At 72.7% G+C, this 15,155-nt stretch carries 17 protein-coding genes; 8 read left to right on the top strand and 9 right to left on the bottom strand.

The genetic code is table 11. The features are described from left to right. Positions 1-5: 5 nt before the first annotated feature. The 3 genes from ABT342_RS10260 (at position 6) to ABT342_RS10250 (ending at position 2,743) form a co-directional block, all read left to right on the top strand. A complete protein-coding gene (locus tag ABT342_RS10260; RefSeq protein ID WP_351569886.1) occupies positions 6-680 on the top strand; it encodes a uracil-DNA glycosylase in 675 nt (224 codons plus the stop codon). Continuing rightward, positions 677-1,723, top strand: a complete 1,047-nt coding sequence (locus ABT342_RS10255; protein WP_351569883.1) for an N-acetylglucosamine kinase — start codon at positions 677-679, stop codon at positions 1,721-1,723. Before ABT342_RS10260 ends, ABT342_RS10255 begins: the two co-directional genes overlap by 4 nt. Positions 1,724-1,819: 96 nt before the next feature. Then, positions 1,820-2,743 carry a sirohydrochlorin chelatase gene (locus ABT342_RS10250; RefSeq protein WP_351569879.1) on the top strand — a complete coding sequence of 308 codons (924 nt, stop codon included), beginning with the start codon at positions 1,820-1,822 and terminating at the stop codon, positions 2,741-2,743. 233 nt (positions 2,744-2,976) lie between these two features. Here ABT342_RS10250 and ABT342_RS10245 read toward each other — a convergent pair whose 3' ends face one another. From ABT342_RS10245 to ABT342_RS10235, 3 genes are read right to left on the bottom strand one after another with little or no spacing between them, the layout of a single operon-like run. Then, entirely contained in the window at positions 2,977-4,032 is a 1,056-nt protein-coding gene (locus ABT342_RS10245; protein WP_351569877.1) for a lactonase family protein, read from the bottom strand. A 54-nt stretch (positions 4,033-4,086) separates the two neighbouring features. Next, complete coding sequence (locus tag ABT342_RS10240; protein ID WP_351569875.1) at positions 4,087-4,215, bottom strand: hypothetical protein; 129 nt, start codon at positions 4,213-4,215, stop codon at positions 4,087-4,089. Then, the gene (locus ABT342_RS10235) at positions 4,212-5,717 is read right to left on the bottom strand and encodes an FUSC family protein (protein WP_351570339.1); all 1,506 of its coding nucleotides are present in this window, start codon (positions 5,715-5,717) and stop codon (positions 4,212-4,214) included. The genes ABT342_RS10240 and ABT342_RS10235 overlap by 4 nt, the downstream gene beginning before the upstream one ends. Positions 5,718-5,978: 261 nt before the next feature. Between ABT342_RS10235 and ABT342_RS10230 the strand changes: the two genes are divergently transcribed. Then, positions 5,979-6,464, top strand: coding sequence for an Lrp/AsnC family transcriptional regulator (locus ABT342_RS10230; protein ID WP_351569872.1), 486 nt, complete (start codon positions 5,979-5,981; stop codon positions 6,462-6,464). A gap of 130 nt (positions 6,465-6,594) precedes the next feature. Here the strand turns inward: ABT342_RS10230 and ABT342_RS10225 are convergent, their stop codons facing one another. Then, the gene (locus tag ABT342_RS10225) at positions 6,595-8,886 is read right to left on the bottom strand and encodes an ABC transporter permease (RefSeq protein ID WP_351569869.1); all 2,292 of its coding nucleotides are present in this window, start codon (positions 8,884-8,886) and stop codon (positions 6,595-6,597) included. Between the two features lie 101 nt (positions 8,887-8,987). Then, complete coding sequence (locus ABT342_RS10220; protein ID WP_351569866.1) at positions 8,988-9,677, bottom strand: ABC transporter ATP-binding protein; 690 nt, start codon at positions 9,675-9,677, stop codon at positions 8,988-8,990. A 220-nt stretch (positions 9,678-9,897) separates the two neighbouring features. Here ABT342_RS10220 and ABT342_RS10215 point away from each other — a divergent pair, with 220 nt between their 5' ends. Both ABT342_RS10215 and ABT342_RS10210 read left to right on the top strand, forming a co-directional pair. Then, a complete protein-coding gene (locus ABT342_RS10215) occupies positions 9,898-11,268 on the top strand; it encodes a sensor histidine kinase (protein WP_351569863.1) in 1,371 nt (456 codons plus the stop codon). After that, positions 11,265-11,948, top strand: a complete 684-nt coding sequence (locus ABT342_RS10210; RefSeq protein WP_351569860.1) for a response regulator — start codon at positions 11,265-11,267, stop codon at positions 11,946-11,948. Before ABT342_RS10215 ends, ABT342_RS10210 begins: the two co-directional genes overlap by 4 nt. A gap of 196 nt (positions 11,949-12,144) precedes the next feature. On the opposite strand, the gene ABT342_RS10205 is transcribed toward ABT342_RS10210, so the two are convergent. The 4 genes from ABT342_RS10205 to ABT342_RS10190 all read right to left on the bottom strand — a co-directional run bounded on the left by ABT342_RS10205 (position 12,145) and on the right by ABT342_RS10190 (position 13,859). After that, positions 12,145-12,411 carry a hypothetical protein gene (locus ABT342_RS10205; protein ID WP_351569858.1) on the bottom strand — a complete coding sequence of 89 codons (267 nt, stop codon included), beginning with the start codon at positions 12,409-12,411 and terminating at the stop codon, positions 12,145-12,147. Further along, complete coding sequence (locus ABT342_RS10200; protein ID WP_351569856.1) at positions 12,408-12,752, bottom strand: DUF6247 family protein; 345 nt, start codon at positions 12,750-12,752, stop codon at positions 12,408-12,410. Before ABT342_RS10200 ends, ABT342_RS10205 begins: the two co-directional genes overlap by 4 nt. An 18-nt stretch (positions 12,753-12,770) precedes the next feature. Further along, the gene (locus ABT342_RS10195) at positions 12,771-13,205 is read right to left on the bottom strand and encodes a hypothetical protein (RefSeq protein WP_351569853.1); all 435 of its coding nucleotides are present in this window, start codon (positions 13,203-13,205) and stop codon (positions 12,771-12,773) included. A 525-nt stretch (positions 13,206-13,730) separates the two neighbouring features. Next, positions 13,731-13,859, bottom strand: coding sequence for a hypothetical protein (locus ABT342_RS10190; protein WP_351569850.1), 129 nt, complete (start codon positions 13,857-13,859; stop codon positions 13,731-13,733). 5 nt (positions 13,860-13,864) lie between these two features. Here ABT342_RS10190 and ABT342_RS10185 point away from each other — a divergent pair, with 5 nt between their 5' ends. Then, the gene (locus ABT342_RS10185) at positions 13,865-14,449 is read left to right on the top strand and encodes a DinB family protein (protein WP_351569847.1); all 585 of its coding nucleotides are present in this window, start codon (positions 13,865-13,867) and stop codon (positions 14,447-14,449) included. Positions 14,450-14,600: 151 nt separating this feature from the next. After that, a complete protein-coding gene (locus ABT342_RS10180; RefSeq protein ID WP_351569844.1) occupies positions 14,601-15,002 on the top strand; it encodes a transposase in 402 nt (133 codons plus the stop codon). Positions 15,003-15,155: the final 153 nt, after the last annotated feature.

Raw genomic sequence — 15,155 nt, 5'->3', positions numbered from 1 at the left:
GCTCCGTGGCACGACCCTTGAAAGAAATCGTAGAGGCGGGGTGGGCGGACGCCCTCGGCCCCGTGGCCGAACGCATCGCCGCGATGGGCGACTTCCTCCGTGCGGAGATCGCCGCAGGACGCACCTACCTGCCGGCGGGAGCGAACGTACTGCGCGCGTTCCAGCAGCCGTTCGACGAGGTCCGCGTCCTGATCGTCGGCCAGGATCCGTACCCCACGCCGGGGCACGCGGTGGGACTGAGCTTCTCGGTGGCGCCCGATGTCCGCCCGGTTCCGGGCAGCCTGGAGAACATCTTCCGGGAGCTGGGCTCCGACCTCGGACTGCCCCGGCCGTCCAACGGTGACCTCACACCGTGGACCCGGCAGGGAGTGCTGCTGCTCAACAGGGCGCTGACCACGGCTCCCCGCAAACCGGCGGCACACCGCGGCAAGGGCTGGGAGGAAGTGACCGAGCAGGCGATCCGGGCACTCGTCGCGCGGGGCAAGCCGCTGGTGTCCGTGCTGTGGGGGCGCGACGCGCGCAATCTGCGGCCGCTGCTCGGTGATCTGCCCGCGATCGAGTCGGCGCATCCGTCGCCGATGTCCGCGGACCGCGGGTTCTTCGGCTCCCGCCCCTTCAGCAGGACGAACGAGCTGCTGGCCCGTCAGGGGGCAGTGCCGGTGGACTGGCGACTGCCATGACCGGCGGTCCGGGGCCGGACTGGGTGCTGGGGGTCGACTCCGGGGGCTCCGGGCTGCGCGTCGCCCTCGCCCGCGCCGGGGCTCCGTCCCGCGCCACGACGACGGCGTCCCGGGAGCCCGTCCGCACCGGCCCCGGCGGAATCGATGCCGCGCATCTGCTGGAGCAGCTGCTGCCGATGGCACGCGCGCTGCTGGAGCGGGCCGGGGAGGCCGGCCCGGGCGGGGAAGCTGCCCCGGGCGGCTCCTTCGGCCTCGCCGCCGTCGCCATCGGGGCCGCCGGAATGGCGACGCTCGGGGACGAGCTGCGGGCCGTGCTGCCCACGGCGCTGGAAGAGGCGCTCGGGGTGCGGCGGGTGGCGCTCGCCGCCGACGCCGTCACCGCGTACGCAGGGGCGCTCGACGGGCGTCCCGGAGCGGTCGTCGCCGCCGGGACGGGGATGATCGCGCTCGGCACGGACCTGGTGAGCTGGCGTCGCGCGGACGGCTGGGGGCATCTCCTCGGCGACTGCGGCGGCGGGGCCTGGATCGGCCGGGCGGGCCTGGAGGCGGCGATGCGCGCCCATGACGGGCGCGCGGGCGGTTCGGCCGCGCTGCTGGAGCGGCTGGAGGCGGTGTTCGGCCCGGCCGGTGAGCTGCCGGGGCTGCTCTACCCGCGCTCCGACCGGCCCGCCGTGCTGGCCTCCTTCGCGCCCGAGGTGGCCCGCTGCGCGGCGCACGATCCCGTCGCGGAAGCGATCCTCGCCGAGGCCGCGGGCCATATCGCCGCCGCGGCGGCCGCGGTGTGCCCGCCGCCCTCGGCCGGGCACTGCGAAGTCGCCCTGACCGGCGGCCTGTTCAAGACCGGCGACCCCCTTCTCGTACCGCTGCGCGAGGCCCTCTCCGTACAACTCCCGCACGCCCGGCTCGTGTCCGCGGCGGGCGATCCGCTCGCCGGCTCACTGACGATCGCCGCCGCGCTCGCCACCGGTTCGCTGACGCTGCCCCGGGACCCCCGCATGCTCCATGTGACGGCGCCGCCGCCTGGTCCAGACCGGGACAGCTGACCGGGTAACGAACTCATCGGATAAATACGGACAGATACCGCTCGACCGCCCCCTCCCCGAACAGCCGAGGTGGCAAAACCAGTAGCATGCGGCGCCATGAGCTCCCCCACTGGGCCCGCATCCGGCCTGCCCGTACGAATGCCGCGACCCCGCCAGCCCGGTCGGCACCGCCGCCCGGAGCCCGTGGCGGCTCCCGAAGGCGCGCCCGCGCTGATTCTCGCGGTGCCCGGCACTCCTTCGCCCTCGATACGCGGTCTCGCCGAGGAAGTCGTCAGCATTGCCCGGTCCGAGCTGCCCGGCCTCGACGCCTTGATCGGCTACCTCGACGGTGACGACGCCGAGTACCCCACGCTCGGGAGCGTCCTGGCCCATGCGTCCGCGCTGCGGACCGAGCGGTACGAGCTGGCCAGGGCCGCGGGCCGCGAGGTCGCCGAGCCCGAAGGTCCCGCCTCCGTCGTGGTGCCGCTGCTCGCGGGCCCGGACAGCTCTCTGACCCGCCGGATCCGCCAGGCCGTCATGGACAGCCGTACGACCGCGGAGCTGACCGACGTCCTCGGTCCGCACCCGCTGCTCGCCGAGGCCCTGCACGTACGGCTGTCGGAGGCCGGTCTCGCCCGCGCCGACCGCGCCCGGCTGTTCACGGTCGCCACGGCCGCCGACGGCATCGTGCTGGCCACGGTCGGCGGCGACGAGGCCGTGCAGGCCGCCGGGATCACCGGCATGCTGCTGGCCGCCCGGCTCGCCGTGCCGGTCATGGCCGCCGCGCTGGACCAGGAGGGCGCCATCGCCGCGACCGCGGACGAGCTGCGCGCTTCCGGCTCCGCCAACCTGGCAGTCGCCCCCTACCTGGTCGGCCCGGAGCTGCCGGATGGCCTGCTCGCCGCGGCCGCCGCCGAGGCGGGCTGCGCGGCGGCCGAGCCGCTGGGCGCGTACCCGGCGATCGGCAAGCTCGTGCTGTCGAAGTACACGACCGCGCTGGGCATCCCGGCGCAGCCGCAGCACGGGGCGCAGACCGGCTGAGCCGGTCGCGTCCGTACGACCGGCCGTAACACGGAAGGGCCCGCGCCTCGGTGGCGCGGGCCCTTCCGTGTCACGGCCGTGGGCGGATGCGTCACGACAGTGCGCAAGGTGTCGCGGTCGTGGGCGGTGCGTCACGGCCGTGGGCGAGCCCGCCGAGCGAGTACGCGTGCGTCACCGTCGTGGGCGGGTGCGTCACCGTCGTGGGCAAGTGCGTCACGGCCGTACGCGAGGAGTCAGGCGAAGATCACGCAGGACGCCGCCGGGGCCTCGATCGACCCCGATCTGCGCGGCACCCCTGTCACCGGGTCGACAGCGAACCAGGTGACGTCCCCCGAGCGTTCGTTGGCGGCGTACAGCCTGCTCCCCGTGGGGTCGAGGGCGAGATCGCGGGGCCAGTGACCGCCGCAGGGCACGGTGGTGACCAGCTCGGCCCGCTCCCCGCCCGCGCTCAGCGCGAGGACCGCGAGGGAGTCGTGCCCCCGGATGGCGACCCACAGGAACCGTCCGTCGGGTGCCACGACCACCGCGGAGGGGTAGGCGGAGCCGGTGTACCCCTCGGGCAGGACCGGGGTCACGCCGAGCGGTTCGAGCACACCCGCACCGGAGTCCCACCGGCAGACGGTGACGGCCGGTTCCAGTTCCCCCAGCACGTACGCGTACCGGCCCGACGGGTGGAAGGCGAGCTGACGCGGGCCCGTACCCGGGCGCAGCGCGGTCTGCCCGTGCTCGACCAGCCCTCCCGTGTCCGGGTCGAGCGCGCAGACGTGCACGGAGTCGGTGCCGAGGTCGGTGACGAGGATCCAGCGCCCGGTGGGGTCGGGCAGGACCTGGTGGGCGTGGGGTTCGCGCTGCCGCTCGGGATGGGGTCCGCGGCCCTCCTGCCGCAGTACGCGGGCGGGGGCTACCGGCTCCCCCGTGGGGCCGACGGGGAGCACACTGACGCTGCCGGAGGTGTAGTTGGCGGTGAGCAGACGGCCGGCCGCGACGGCCAGGTGCGTCGGCCCTGCCCCGCCCACCGCCACGGGTGCGCCGATGAGCCGGGGCGGCTGCTTGTCGTCGCTGACGCGCAGGGCGCCGACCGCTCCTTCGTCCTGCTCCGAGACTGCGTAGAGGACCGGTCCTCCATCGGCGGCGCCGAGTGCGAGATACGAGGGATTCGCGACGGCCCCGGTCTCCGCGGTCTCCGTGAGGGCCCCGGTCCGGGCGTCCACGGCGGCGGTGATGATCCCCCGCCCGCCCGCCGAGGTGAACGATCCGATGAAGGCCGACCCGGCGCGTGTGTCGCCCACAGCGCTTCCCCTTTCGACGGCTGCTCTCCGTTGCCGCCGACGGTAGCAGCCGGTCTAGACCAACCAGGGGCGGTCCGCTGTCACGAGCCGTATCAGCCCCATGTGCCTCATGTGCCTCATGTGCCCCATGAGCTGCACGAGCTTCATGAGCTCCACGAGCCGCACCAGCTTCACGAGCTTCATGAGCCGACCAGCGGGGAGCGGCGCGGGGTGGCGCGCAGGGGCAGGTCGAGTTCCGCGAGCAGCCCCTCCAGGCCGTGCAGATGCGCCAGCGCCCGCTCGGCGACGAGCGGCACGGGGCCGACAGCCGCCGACGTGCCGCGCCCGGCCCCCCGCGCGCCGCCTGGCGAGGTCAGAGCCTCCACCGCCGCCTCGACGCGCCAGCAGGCGGCGGCGAGCCGGGCGTCGTGGCCGGCCTCGGGGTCGGCGGCCACGGATGCCAGACCGCGTACTTCGCGGGCGCATTCGTCGAGGAGTTCGAGCACGCGCAGCGCGCGGGCCTTACGGGCACGGAACGGGCTGAGCGGATGGACCAGCGGCCCCAGCGACAGCCGCACGCGCGCGAGCAGCAGCTCCAGTTCGGCCACCCTCGGGGTGGGGTCGGCGAGGGGGGATCCGGCCAGACGTGCGGCGGCCTCGGCCGTGCACGCGTGCACGCAGCGCAGGGCCCGCTGGATCCAGGCGTCGTTCGTGGCGTGGGTGGTGACGGGCAGCACGAGTGTCACCGCCAGTGCCGCGCACAGCGCTCCGACGCCGGTCTCGGCGAGCCGCAGCACGAGCAGGCTCGGGTCCAGAACGCCCAGCAGGCCGTAGAGCAGCCCCGCCATCAGCGTCACCGCGAGCATCATCCAGCTGTAGGAGACCGGGGCCGTGTAGAAGATCCCGAAGACGCACAGGGCGACCAGGGCTGCGGTGGGCAGGGGCGCGCCGTGCAGCGGGATAGCGATCAGCAGTCCGGCGGCGATGCCGGTGAGGGTGCCGAGGACACGGCGGAATCCGCGGACGAGCGTCTCGCCGCGCGAGGTGGTGTTGACGAAGATCCACCAGGCCGTGCCGACGGCCCAGTACCACCGCTCCTCGGACAGGAGCTGTCCGATCGTGAGGGCCAGGGCGCAGGCAGCCGTGGCCTGGAAGGCCTGCCGGGTGGTGGGTCGGGCCAGGCCCTGCCCCGGCAGCGGCGGGGGCGCCGCGGCCGGCGGGACGCGCCGTTCGAGGGGCCACAGCAGAAAGCGCACGGCTCCGGCGGCGGCCAGCGCCAGGCCCACGGCGGCGTAGAGCTCGGGCAGCTGCCCGGGTACCGCGTGCAGGAACTGGGTCACGAAGAAGTTCATGAACGCGAAGATCCCGAGCGCGTGCCCGCGCGGGCCCCAGCGCCGGGCGTAGACCCCGCAGAAGACGACGAGAAGGAATGCCCCGTCGCGGGCGAGGTTCACGCCGTGCAGGGTGGTGGCCAGGGCGAGGACGGGGAAGCCGGCGGCGGGGAGCAGGGCGGTGGTCGCCGCCTGGCCCCGAACGGTGGCGTCGGTGACGGTGAAGAGGGCGAGCAGGGCGGCGAGGCCTCCGGTGATGGAGGCGGTCAGCGAGAACCCGGCGATTTCCGCCACGGCCACGGCGAGGCCGACACCAATGACGGCACGGAGCGCGTTCCTCAGCCGCACTCGCCCCGGGTCCGGAGCCACGAACATCCTCTTCACGGCGGTCGGCCGCCCCCTTGTCGGTTCCCACGCCGGCAGCGGCCGCCCGGGGTGGTGGGCGCGCCGAGGCACGACGAAGGCGCCGCGCTCCGGATCCGGCTTCGTTGCCGTCCGGCGCTGCGCGGCGCCGTTGTACATGGATACTGCACAGATAAGCATCCGGAGAGGTACTGGCTCAACCAGAGCCTCGTCGAGTGAGCCATTGGTACAGTCGAGGGAGAAGCAATCGGGCCGGGAGGAGGCCGATGGACGATGGCGGTCGATGAGCTCGACACACGTATCCTGCGGCTGCTGCTCGAGCAGCCCCGCACCAGCGTGCGCGAGTACGCGCGGATCCTCGGCATCGCCCGCGGCACGCTCCAGGCCAGGATCGACCGGCTGGAACGGGACGGTGTGATCACCGGGACCGGCCCGTTCCTGTCGCCCGCCGCGCTCGGCCATCCGGTGCTGGCCTTCGTCCATATCGAGGTGACCCAGGGACATCTGGACGAGGTGGGCGACGCGCTGGCCGAGGTGCCCGAGATCGTCGAGGCGTTCTCGATCACCGGTGGCGGGGATCTGCTGACCCGGGTGGTGGCGCGGGACAACGGTCACCTGGAGGACGTGATCCAGCGCCTGATCAACCTGCCGGGCGTGGTGCGTACGCGTACGGAGATGGCGCTGCGCGAACGCGTGCCGCACCGGATGCTGCCGCTGGTCGAGTCGCTGGGCCGGGCGGCCCGGCGCGGTACGCGCTGACGTCCGCGCCGCGACCGGCTCAGTCCGTACGCCTCAGCCCTCAGTCCGCGCACCTCACTCCGGACGCCTCAGTCCGCACACCTCGTTCCGTACGTACGCCTCACTCCGCGCCTCATTCCGTACGTCCACCTCACTCCGCCCGCAGCGCCCGCGCCGTGTCCGTCCGCGCCGCCCAGCCCGCCGGCAGCAGCGCGCCCGCCATCGCGATCACCACCCCTGCGGGCGCCAGCAGCGCCAGCAGCGGCGCTCCGTACACGTCCAGGGCCACCGGCGGGATCGTGGTCCCGATCGCGTCGCCCATCGCCGGAGTCACCCAGTGGTGCAGCGCGACGCCCAGCGGGACGCCGATCGCCCCCGCGACCAGTCCGATGACGCCCACCGCGGTGAGGACCTGCGCGACCGTCTGCCGCGGAGTCATCCCCAGGGCCTTGAACACCCCCAGGTCGCGGACCCGGTCACGGGTGTCCAGCACCACCGTGTTGAGCACACCCAGGCAGGCCACGGCCGTGAGCATCAGGGTGAGCATCGTGATCAGCGCCTGCATCGCCAGGATCACGCTCGACTTGCCGCTCTCGGTGACCGCCGCCTCCGCGCCGAGCGGTTCCAGGGCGGTGTTCAGCTCCTCGGCGAAGCGCTCCCCGTCCGTACCGGACGTGAGCTCCACGCTGAAGTCGCCCGGCAGGAACCGGGGCTTCAGCTCCGCGATCGACGAGGTGTCGGTGCGTATCGCCATACCCTGGTCGCCCAGGTCGAAGATCTCGCCGACGATCCGCAGGCGGACCGTACGCCCCTGTTCGGACACGGCGACCGTCTCGCCCACCCGCACGCCCGCGGTGCGCAGGAAGCGCGTGGGCGCGACCGCCTCGCCGCGGGCGGTGAACCAGCGGCCGGACACCATCGTGCAGCGGCAGCCGGAGGCGTCCCCCTCGTACGCCACCAGGGTTGCGCCGCCCTTCAGACCCGCCACCGCCACCTGGGTCTCCGCGATCCAGTAGAAGGACTCGGTCTCCGGACGGGCTTCGATCACCGATTTCACCGCCGCCGGGTCGGCCGGCTCGCGAGGTGCCGCCGGTGCCGCCCCGCCCGGTCCCTCCCCGGGCGCGGCCAGCGTCCGCACCGTGACATCGCCGCCCCGGCTCGGGGACCCCTCGGTCTTGACCGTGACCAGCGTGCTGCCGAGGCCCACCGCGAACGTCACCGCCAGGGCGCCGAACGCGATCGCCGCGGCCATCGTCGCCGAGCGTGCCGGGCGGCCGAGGGGGCTCGCCAGGCCCAGGGTGACCGGACGCGGCAGCGGCAGCCGGCCCAGCAGGTTCCGCACCCGGCGGCCCCGTGCGCCGCCCGGGGCCCGGCCCATGCCGATCACCTCCGCGGTGCGCATGCGCGCCGCCCGCAGGGCGGGGCCGAACGCGGCGGCGGCCACGACCAGCAGCGCGCCGGCCGGCACCGCGACGTCCACCCAGACGGGGATCAGCACCGCCGCCGTCCCGTACGTCTCCGCCACCTCCGCCATCAGCGGCACGGCCAGCACATTGCCGAGAGCCGTGCCGAGCACCGCGCCCACCGCCGCGGGGATGAGCGCCTGGGCCATGTAGGCCCGTCCGACCTGCCGCGGCGTGAAACCGAGGGACTTCAGGATGCCGATCCGCCGGGTCGCGGCGCCGACCGCGCCGCTGACCACGATGCCGATCACCAGGACCGACAACACCAGACCCAGCACGGCGAAGGCGGTGACGAAGGGGATGTACGCCGCGGTGTCCTCCTGGGCCGTCTGCCGGACGTCGAGATACGACTGGGTACCGGCGATCGCGCCCGGCGGCAGGAGGGCGGCGATCGCGTCACGCCCTGCCTCGACATCGGCGCCGGTGGCGGCGTCGTCGAGCCGGTAGAGCATCTGGTGGCCGGGCCGCGTCGCGGACAGCGCGGCCACCTGGGCGGGTACCACCCAGGCGTCGGCGCTCGCGCCCGCGGACTCGGCGATCCCGACCACGGTGAGCTCGTTGTCACCGGTCACCATGCGTGTCCCGGGCCCCACACCGGGCCCGCGGGAGCCCGCCTCCAGGACGATCTCGCCGGGCGAGCCCGCCCATCGGCCCTCGACCAGGCTCACCTCGTCCACGGGGCCGCCGGGCGACGCCCGCCCGACCACCGTCAGCGGCGGCGGTGCGAAGCCGGGCGGTTCGCCCTCCGTCGCGTTCAGGCGTACGGAGGCGATGGCGAACGGCCCTGCCGCGGCGGCCACTTCGGGTGCCCGCGCGGTGGCCGCCAACCGGTCCACGCTCACCGCCGAGCCGCCGAACTCCACCGTCAGGTGCGCCCCCCGCTGCTGGGCGAAGGCCCGGTCGAACGGCGCCTGGGAGACGACCAGGAGCCCGACCGCCAGCACGGAGGCGGCCACCGACAGCAGCGTCGTGAGGACCATCGCCACACTCTGCAGCCGACGGCGCCCGACCCCGGCACGCACCACCCGGCCCAGGGCACCGCGTGACGCCACGGACCGCCCGCTCATCCCGCTCGTCCCGCTCATCGGGTCACCGCCGGGACGTCCCGCGCGATGCGCCCGTCGACGACCTCGATCGTGCGCGTCGCGCACGACTCGGCCAGCGCCAGGTCATGGGTGACCAGCACGATCGTCTGCCCGTCGGAGTTCAGCTCACGCAGCAGGTCGCGTACGTCCGCGCCGGACACGGTGTCCAGCGCGCCCGTCGGCTCGTCGGCGAGCAGCAGCGGCGGACGGTTCATCAGGGCCCGTGCGATCGCGACGCGCTGCCGCTCGCCGCCGGACAGCCGTCCCGGATACGCCCGGGAGTGCCGGTCGATGCCGAGATACGCGAGCAACTCGGCGGCGCGGGCGGCTGCCTGGGCACGCGGCATGCCGGAAAGCTGGGCCGGCAGCAGCACGTTGTCAGTGACCGTCAGGTCGTCGAGGAGGTTGAAGAACTGGAAGACCATCCCGATGCGGGATCGCCGGTACTTCGCGGAAGCGCTCTCGCTCAGCCCGTCGACACGCAGTCCGTCGACGGTCACGCTGCCCCTGCTCGGCCTGTCGAGGCCGGCGATCAGGTTGAGCAGCGTCGACTTGCCGCTGCCGGAAGCGCCCAGGACGGCGAGCGCCTCCCCGGCGCGCACCTGGAGCGTGAGCCCCTTCAGCACGGCCGCGCCCTCGTCGTACTCCTTGGTCACGTCGCGTATGTCGATAAGGGGTTCGGGCATGGGTGCTCCAAGAGTCGGGTCGGGTCGTCTCAGATCGGATCGGATCGGTGCCCCGACGCTAGGAGCGAGCGCGCCGGGCCCGCGTCGGCCACGGTGCGGAAGATCCGTACCGCGCGCGGACGAGGCGCCGGTCCGTCATCCCTGCGACGTACGCCCGTGGTTCACGGCGCTGCGTCCCGGGGCTGATCCGGCGCGTCCCACCGCTTGGCACACTGATCCGATGCTCAGGAGAGAGGCAGTCATCCGCTGGGCCCGTGGCCTGCTCACGCGGGGTGTACCCGTCCTGCCGGCCCGCTGGTCGTGGGCGGCGGACGCGGCGATCGCCCTGGTGTTCGCCGTGGGCACGGTCGTCGGCGATCTGAACCGGTCGTACGTGGAGGTGCGGCCGGCAGGCGATGCCCCGATACCGGCTCCCGCTCCGATCCCGCCGCCTCCCCCGATACCCGGTCCCGGTGAGATCCCTCCGCCTCCCCCGATACCGGCCCCCGGCGAGATCCCGCCACCTCCCCCACTGCCGTATCCGGTATCCGCCGTCGAGCACACGCTGCCCCCTGTCGAGCCCTGGGAGCTGGCGGTCGCGGTCCTGACGGCCCTGCCGCTGGTACTGCGCCGCCGGCACCCTCTCGCCGTCCTCTGGGTCGTGATGGGCTCGACGGTGCTGCTGCACCAGTGGGGTGACGCCGCCGCGGACGCGACCGCGTTCACGTTCGCCTCCGGACTGATCGCGGCGTACAGCGCGGCCGTGCACAGCCCGCACCGGAGGGCCGTCGCCGCCTCGCTGTTCGCCGGAGTGGTGCTGTATGCGGTCTTCCCGCTGGTCCCCGAAGTGGACCAGGGTCTGATCCCCCTCCTCGTGCTGCTCCCGATCAGCCTGGCCTCGCACGGCTTTCACACCTGGCGGCAGCGTGTGCGGACACTGGAGGAGGAACAACGGGCGGCACTGCGGAGGGCCGTGGAACAGGAGCGCGCGCGGATCGCCCGGGAACTGCACGACGTGGTCACCCACAACGTGAGCATGATGACGATCCAGGCCGGTGCCGCGCGCAAGGTTCTGGACACGGCCCCCGAGCAGGCCCGGGAGGCGATGCTGGCGGTGGAGAGCGCCGGGAGGTCGGCGATGTCCGAACTGCGCCATGTGATGGGCCTGCTCACCATGGCCGCCGACGGCCCCGGCCCGGCCACCGACGTGAACCTGGCCCCGCAGCCGGGTCTGGACCGGCTGGAGGAGCTGGCCGACCGGACGCGGAGCGCCGGCGTACCGGTGGAGCTGACCGTGCGGGGCACCCCGGTCGAGCTGCCGGCCGGGGTGGACCTCGCGGGCTACCGGGTGGTGCAGGAAGCGCTGACGAACGCGGTGAAGCACGCGGCGGGGGCGAGCGTGTCGATCGTCGTGGAGTACGCGCCGGGCGAGCTGCGGGTGGAGGTGTCCGACACCGGTGGACCGCCTCAGGCGCCCGCGGGTTCGGGCAGCGGACGCGGGCTGATCGGCCTGCGCGAACGGCTCACGATCTACGGCGGTACGCTGCGGACGGGCAGACGTCCGCACGGGGGCTTCGGCGTCCGCGCGGTGATTCCGGTGGAGGAACCGTGACCGACACACCCAGAGTGGTGATCGTCGACGACCAGGCCTTGGTGCGCACCGGCTTCCGGATGATCCTCGCCGCCGACGGCATCGAGGTGGTCGCGGAGGCGTCCGACGGGGACGAGGCGATCGCCGCGGTCCGCCGCACCCGGCCCGACGTGGTCCTGATGGACATCCGGATGCCGGGCACCGACGGTCTGGAGGCCACACGCCGCATCCTTCAGGACGACGGAACACCGCCGCGCGTCATCATCCTCACCACCTACGACCTGGACCGGTACGTCTACGCCGCCCTCAGCGCGGGCGCGAGCGGTTTCCTGCTGAAGGACGTCACCCCCGAGCAACTGGCCGCGTCGGTCCGCCTGATCCGGACCGGCGACGCACTGCTGGCCCCGGCCGTCACCCGCCGCCTGGTCGAGCGGTTCGCCTCGGCCGGCGACCGCACGGCGCCGCTCCACCGTGACCTGTCCACGCTCACCCCGCGCGAGCTGGAAGTCCTCGAGGCCCTGGCCCGCGGCCACAGCAACGCCGAGCTGGCCGCCCGCTTCCACATCGGCGAGGCCACGGTGAAGACGCATGTCGCCCGCATCCTCTCGAAGCTCCGGCTCCGCGACCGCGCGCAAGCGGTGATCGCCGCGTACGAGACGGGCCTGATCACTGCGGGTTCCGGCGGCACCCCGCCCTCCTAGCGGCCTCCCCGCCCTCCTGGCCGAGGAACGAGAGGCGCACCTGCCGCTGCGGGTTGTCCCTGTTCGTGTCAGCAAACCTCCGCAAAGACAACCCACAGCGTACGCCTTCGCATCTCGCCTCACCCGGTCTCTCCGCGAAGGGCTGGGCTCCTGGCGCGCGACGCCCCCGTGGCTCTGCTCGGGGTCAGGTGTCGAGTTACTGCGCTCCGAAGTGCTGTGCGCGGAGGACCAGGACGACATCGTCGCGGTAGTCCTCCTGGTACCAGACCATCACGGCGCCCTCTGCGAACGTCCTGACGCCGGATGCCGACTCGGTGATGTCGAAGGGCTTACCGATGCGACGGACTCCCACGGCGTCGGCGATCCGCTGCGCGATCGCCTCGACCTCCAGCCGCTGGGCCATGTCCAGGCCGCCGACGACGTTCTCGGCGTCGGGTTCGTACTCCCAGGTCCAGTCACTCACGCGGCGACAGCCTCGGCGAGGATCGAAGCCAGCTCACTCGCGGCAGCGCGGCGCTCGGCGCGGTCGCCCGACTGGCTGACGATGCGCTCGCACTCACGGAAGCGGGCAAGGCGTTGCGGGTAGCGGGCGACTCCGACCCATGACCACCAGTGCTCGACGAAGGCGCGGGGCGGTGTGAGGGTGTACTCGTCGCGGGCCTGGCGCATCGCTTCGTCCCACTGCTGATCGAACGTGGCGAGGACACCCGGGTCGAGGCGTCCGACGGCAACGCGGAGCGCGGCCGGGGTCTTCTCGGGCATGGGGATGAGGGGGCCGGTGGGCTCTGCGGCACGCTCGGTCATGACGGACTCCGTGAGGTGTCAGGCGGCGGAGTGGAGCAGGGACGGGGTGACGGCGCCCGCGGCTTCGTCGCGCGGCTCGGTCCGCTGCTGGGCGCGTGGCGCGGCGTCGAGACCGGCCGAGACACGTCCGGCGACGGTCTCACGCAGCAGCAGTTCGCAAAGGACGCTCATTGACTGGATGCCCTCCTGCGCTCGGCGCTCGTCGGCGTGGGCCCAGGCGGCGTCTCCGATGGCGGCAAGGTGCCCACTGCGTCCACCCGCGCGAACGTCCCCCTCCGGAAGGGGAACGTCGACGACGCCGGCGGCATACCGGTCCAGAAGGACAGTGAGCAGGTGACCGACGGTCAGGGCATCGCCGGCGGCGATGTCGTCGGCGCTGTCCCAGGTGGCGTCATCCACATAGGGGCGACGAGTTGTGCGGGCCAGTGTGGCCCGCTTCCTGCGGGGTGGCATACCCGGCCTCCGTAGGTGTCCTTCAACGGCTCGTAGGCCACCCTAGCGCGACCATGGCTGTTTCTCAGACCCAGTCTAGAATTATGACCACATCTGAACTTCAGTTCCACACGTCCGCACCTGCGACGCCCCGAACCCTCGACTGCGGGCTGGAGCAGGCCCGACTGGACCTGCACGCCACGCTCGGCGAGCCCGACGACAAGAGCACGCCGAAAAGCAACATCGAGACCTGCACGACGCCGGAGTCCGGGTCGGCGAACTGGCGGAGTCCACGGAAGAGCCCCTCCTGCCGTGGCACCTGGAGAAGACCGACGCCCTCTCGCGGATCGCAGCGGAGGTGCGACACCTGTCCCGATTGCCCGATTCCGGTGACGTCTGCCGGCTCACCGTGCCGTGACGCACCCGAGCACGCCCGGACCGTCAGTTGGTGCGGCCGCAGATCCGGCCTGCACCGAGGAACGACAGCCGCACCTGCCGCTGCGGGTTGTCCCTGTTCGTATCCGCCAACCTCCTTTGGAGGTTGTCTCACGTGGCAAGTTTCGCGAGCTTCTTGTAGCAGGTCAGGGCGGCGGTCATGGCCAGGCCTCGGCTCTGTCGGCCGTTGCGGACCACGTACGGGATCTTGAGACCACGAGCAGCCCATGGCAGGCTCATGCCGCATGATCGATGCATTCGCGAAGGACAACCTGCACGGGAGACTGCGGCGGGACCGCAAGGCGCTGCTCTGGAAACTCGACGGTTTGTCCGAATATGATGCCCGCCGACCTTTGACAGCGACCGGGACCAACCTCCTCGGCCTGGTCAAGCACGTGGCCACCGTCGAGGCCAGGTACTTCGGCGAGGTCTTCGACCGCCCTTCCCCGGAACCGCTGCCCCGGTGGCAGGACTCCAACGGCAGCGATCTGTGGGCGACCGAGGACGAGACCCGCGATCAGATCATCGGGTTCTACCGGCGCACGTGGGAACACTCGGACGCGACGATCAACGAGCTTCCCCTCGACGCCCCCGGCCACGTGCCGTGGTGGCCGGAGCCTTATCCCAACACGAACCTGTTCGCCATCATGGTCCATGTCCTCGGCGAGTCCATCCGGCATGCCGGGCACGCCGATATCCTGCGCGAGGGCCTCGACGGCCGGACCGGGTTGCGCGCCGAACACGAGAAGCAGATCGACGAGGAAACCCGTGCGGCCTACCGCGCGAGGATCGAGCAGGCCGCCAGGTCGGCCGCACCGATCAACGCTTAGAGGTTGTCCCACGTGACGTGATGTTCGTGCGGCATGAGGCGACCTCGACGATCGTCGACGCGGCCTCCGTTCGCGCCAGAAGGGGTATCGCCGACCGGGCCGAACCCGGTCGATCGCGGCAAGAAGGGCAGCAAGCTGCACGTGCTGTCCAATGCCCAGGACATCCCCGCTCACCGTCGCCGTGTCCGGCACGAACATGCACGACAGCCTCGCCCTCAAGCCGCTCATCCGCGGCAGACCCGCCGTCCGGTCCCGCCGGGGACCACGGCGGCGCCGACCCGTCAAACTCCGCGCGGACAAGGCGTACTTCTCCGCCGAACACCTGGCCTGGCCGCGCGAGCGCGGGCTCGTCGCGCGCATCGCGCGGCCCGGCATCGAGTCCGGCGAACGCCTCGGTCGGCACCGCTGGAAGATCGAACGGTCGATCGCTCGGCTCTTCGGCTATCGCCGCCTCACCGTCCGATACGAACGAAAGGGCTCGCACTTCCTCGCCTCCCTCGGCCTGGCCGCCGCCCTTACCTGCTACAAGAAGCTCGCGAAACCTGCCACGTGAGACACCCTCGAAGGACAACTCAACGCGTAAGCTCCGCCCGGACGTCGGTCGACCGCGGCTCTGAGGAGAAGACACTCCCGCCTTCGGGGAGACGGTGTCCTACCGCGTGCTGTGGCGTCGGCCAAACACCCGCCCCTCGATGTCCTCCAGGAC

This window comes from Streptomyces sp. NPDC000410 (assembly GCF_040300305.1).
In the GTDB taxonomy this organism is placed as follows: Bacteria; Actinomycetota; Actinomycetes; order Streptomycetales; family Streptomycetaceae; genus Streptomyces.
The sequence above is the reverse complement of the archived record's forward strand: the minus strand, read 5'-3'. Positions and strand labels throughout refer to the sequence as shown.

Coding starts and splice junctions, on each gene's coding strand:
- ABT342_RS10225 (WP_351569869.1), bottom strand. CDS start 8,886: ATGGTCCTCACGACGCTGCTGTCGGTGGCCGCCTCCGTGCTGGCGGTC.
- ABT342_RS10180 (WP_351569844.1), top strand. CDS start 14,601: ATGCCCAGGACATCCCCGCTCACCGTCGCCGTGTCCGGCACGAACATG.
- ABT342_RS10240 (WP_351569875.1), bottom strand. CDS start 4,215: ATGAAGCTCGTGAAGCTGGTGCGGCTCGTGGAGCTCATGAAGCTCGTG.
- ABT342_RS10190 (WP_351569850.1), bottom strand. CDS start 13,859: ATGAGCCTGCCATGGGCTGCTCGTGGTCTCAAGATCCCGTACGTGGTC.
- ABT342_RS10220 (WP_351569866.1), bottom strand. CDS start 9,677: ATGCCCGAACCCCTTATCGACATACGCGACGTGACCAAGGAGTACGAC.
- ABT342_RS10185 (WP_351569847.1), top strand. CDS start 13,865: ATGATCGATGCATTCGCGAAGGACAACCTGCACGGGAGACTGCGGCGG.
- ABT342_RS10235 (WP_351570339.1), bottom strand. CDS start 5,717: ATGTTCGTGGCTCCGGACCCGGGGCGAGTGCGGCTGAGGAACGCGCTC.
- ABT342_RS10230 (WP_351569872.1), top strand. CDS start 5,979: ATGGCGGTCGATGAGCTCGACACACGTATCCTGCGGCTGCTGCTCGAG.
- ABT342_RS10215 (WP_351569863.1), top strand. CDS start 9,898: ATGCTCAGGAGAGAGGCAGTCATCCGCTGGGCCCGTGGCCTGCTCACG.
- ABT342_RS10195 (WP_351569853.1), bottom strand. CDS start 13,205: ATGCCACCCCGCAGGAAGCGGGCCACACTGGCCCGCACAACTCGTCGC.
- ABT342_RS10250 (WP_351569879.1), top strand. CDS start 1,820: ATGAGCTCCCCCACTGGGCCCGCATCCGGCCTGCCCGTACGAATGCCG.
- ABT342_RS10255 (WP_351569883.1), top strand. CDS start 677: ATGACCGGCGGTCCGGGGCCGGACTGGGTGCTGGGGGTCGACTCCGGG.
- ABT342_RS10200 (WP_351569856.1), bottom strand. CDS start 12,752: ATGACCGAGCGTGCCGCAGAGCCCACCGGCCCCCTCATCCCCATGCCC.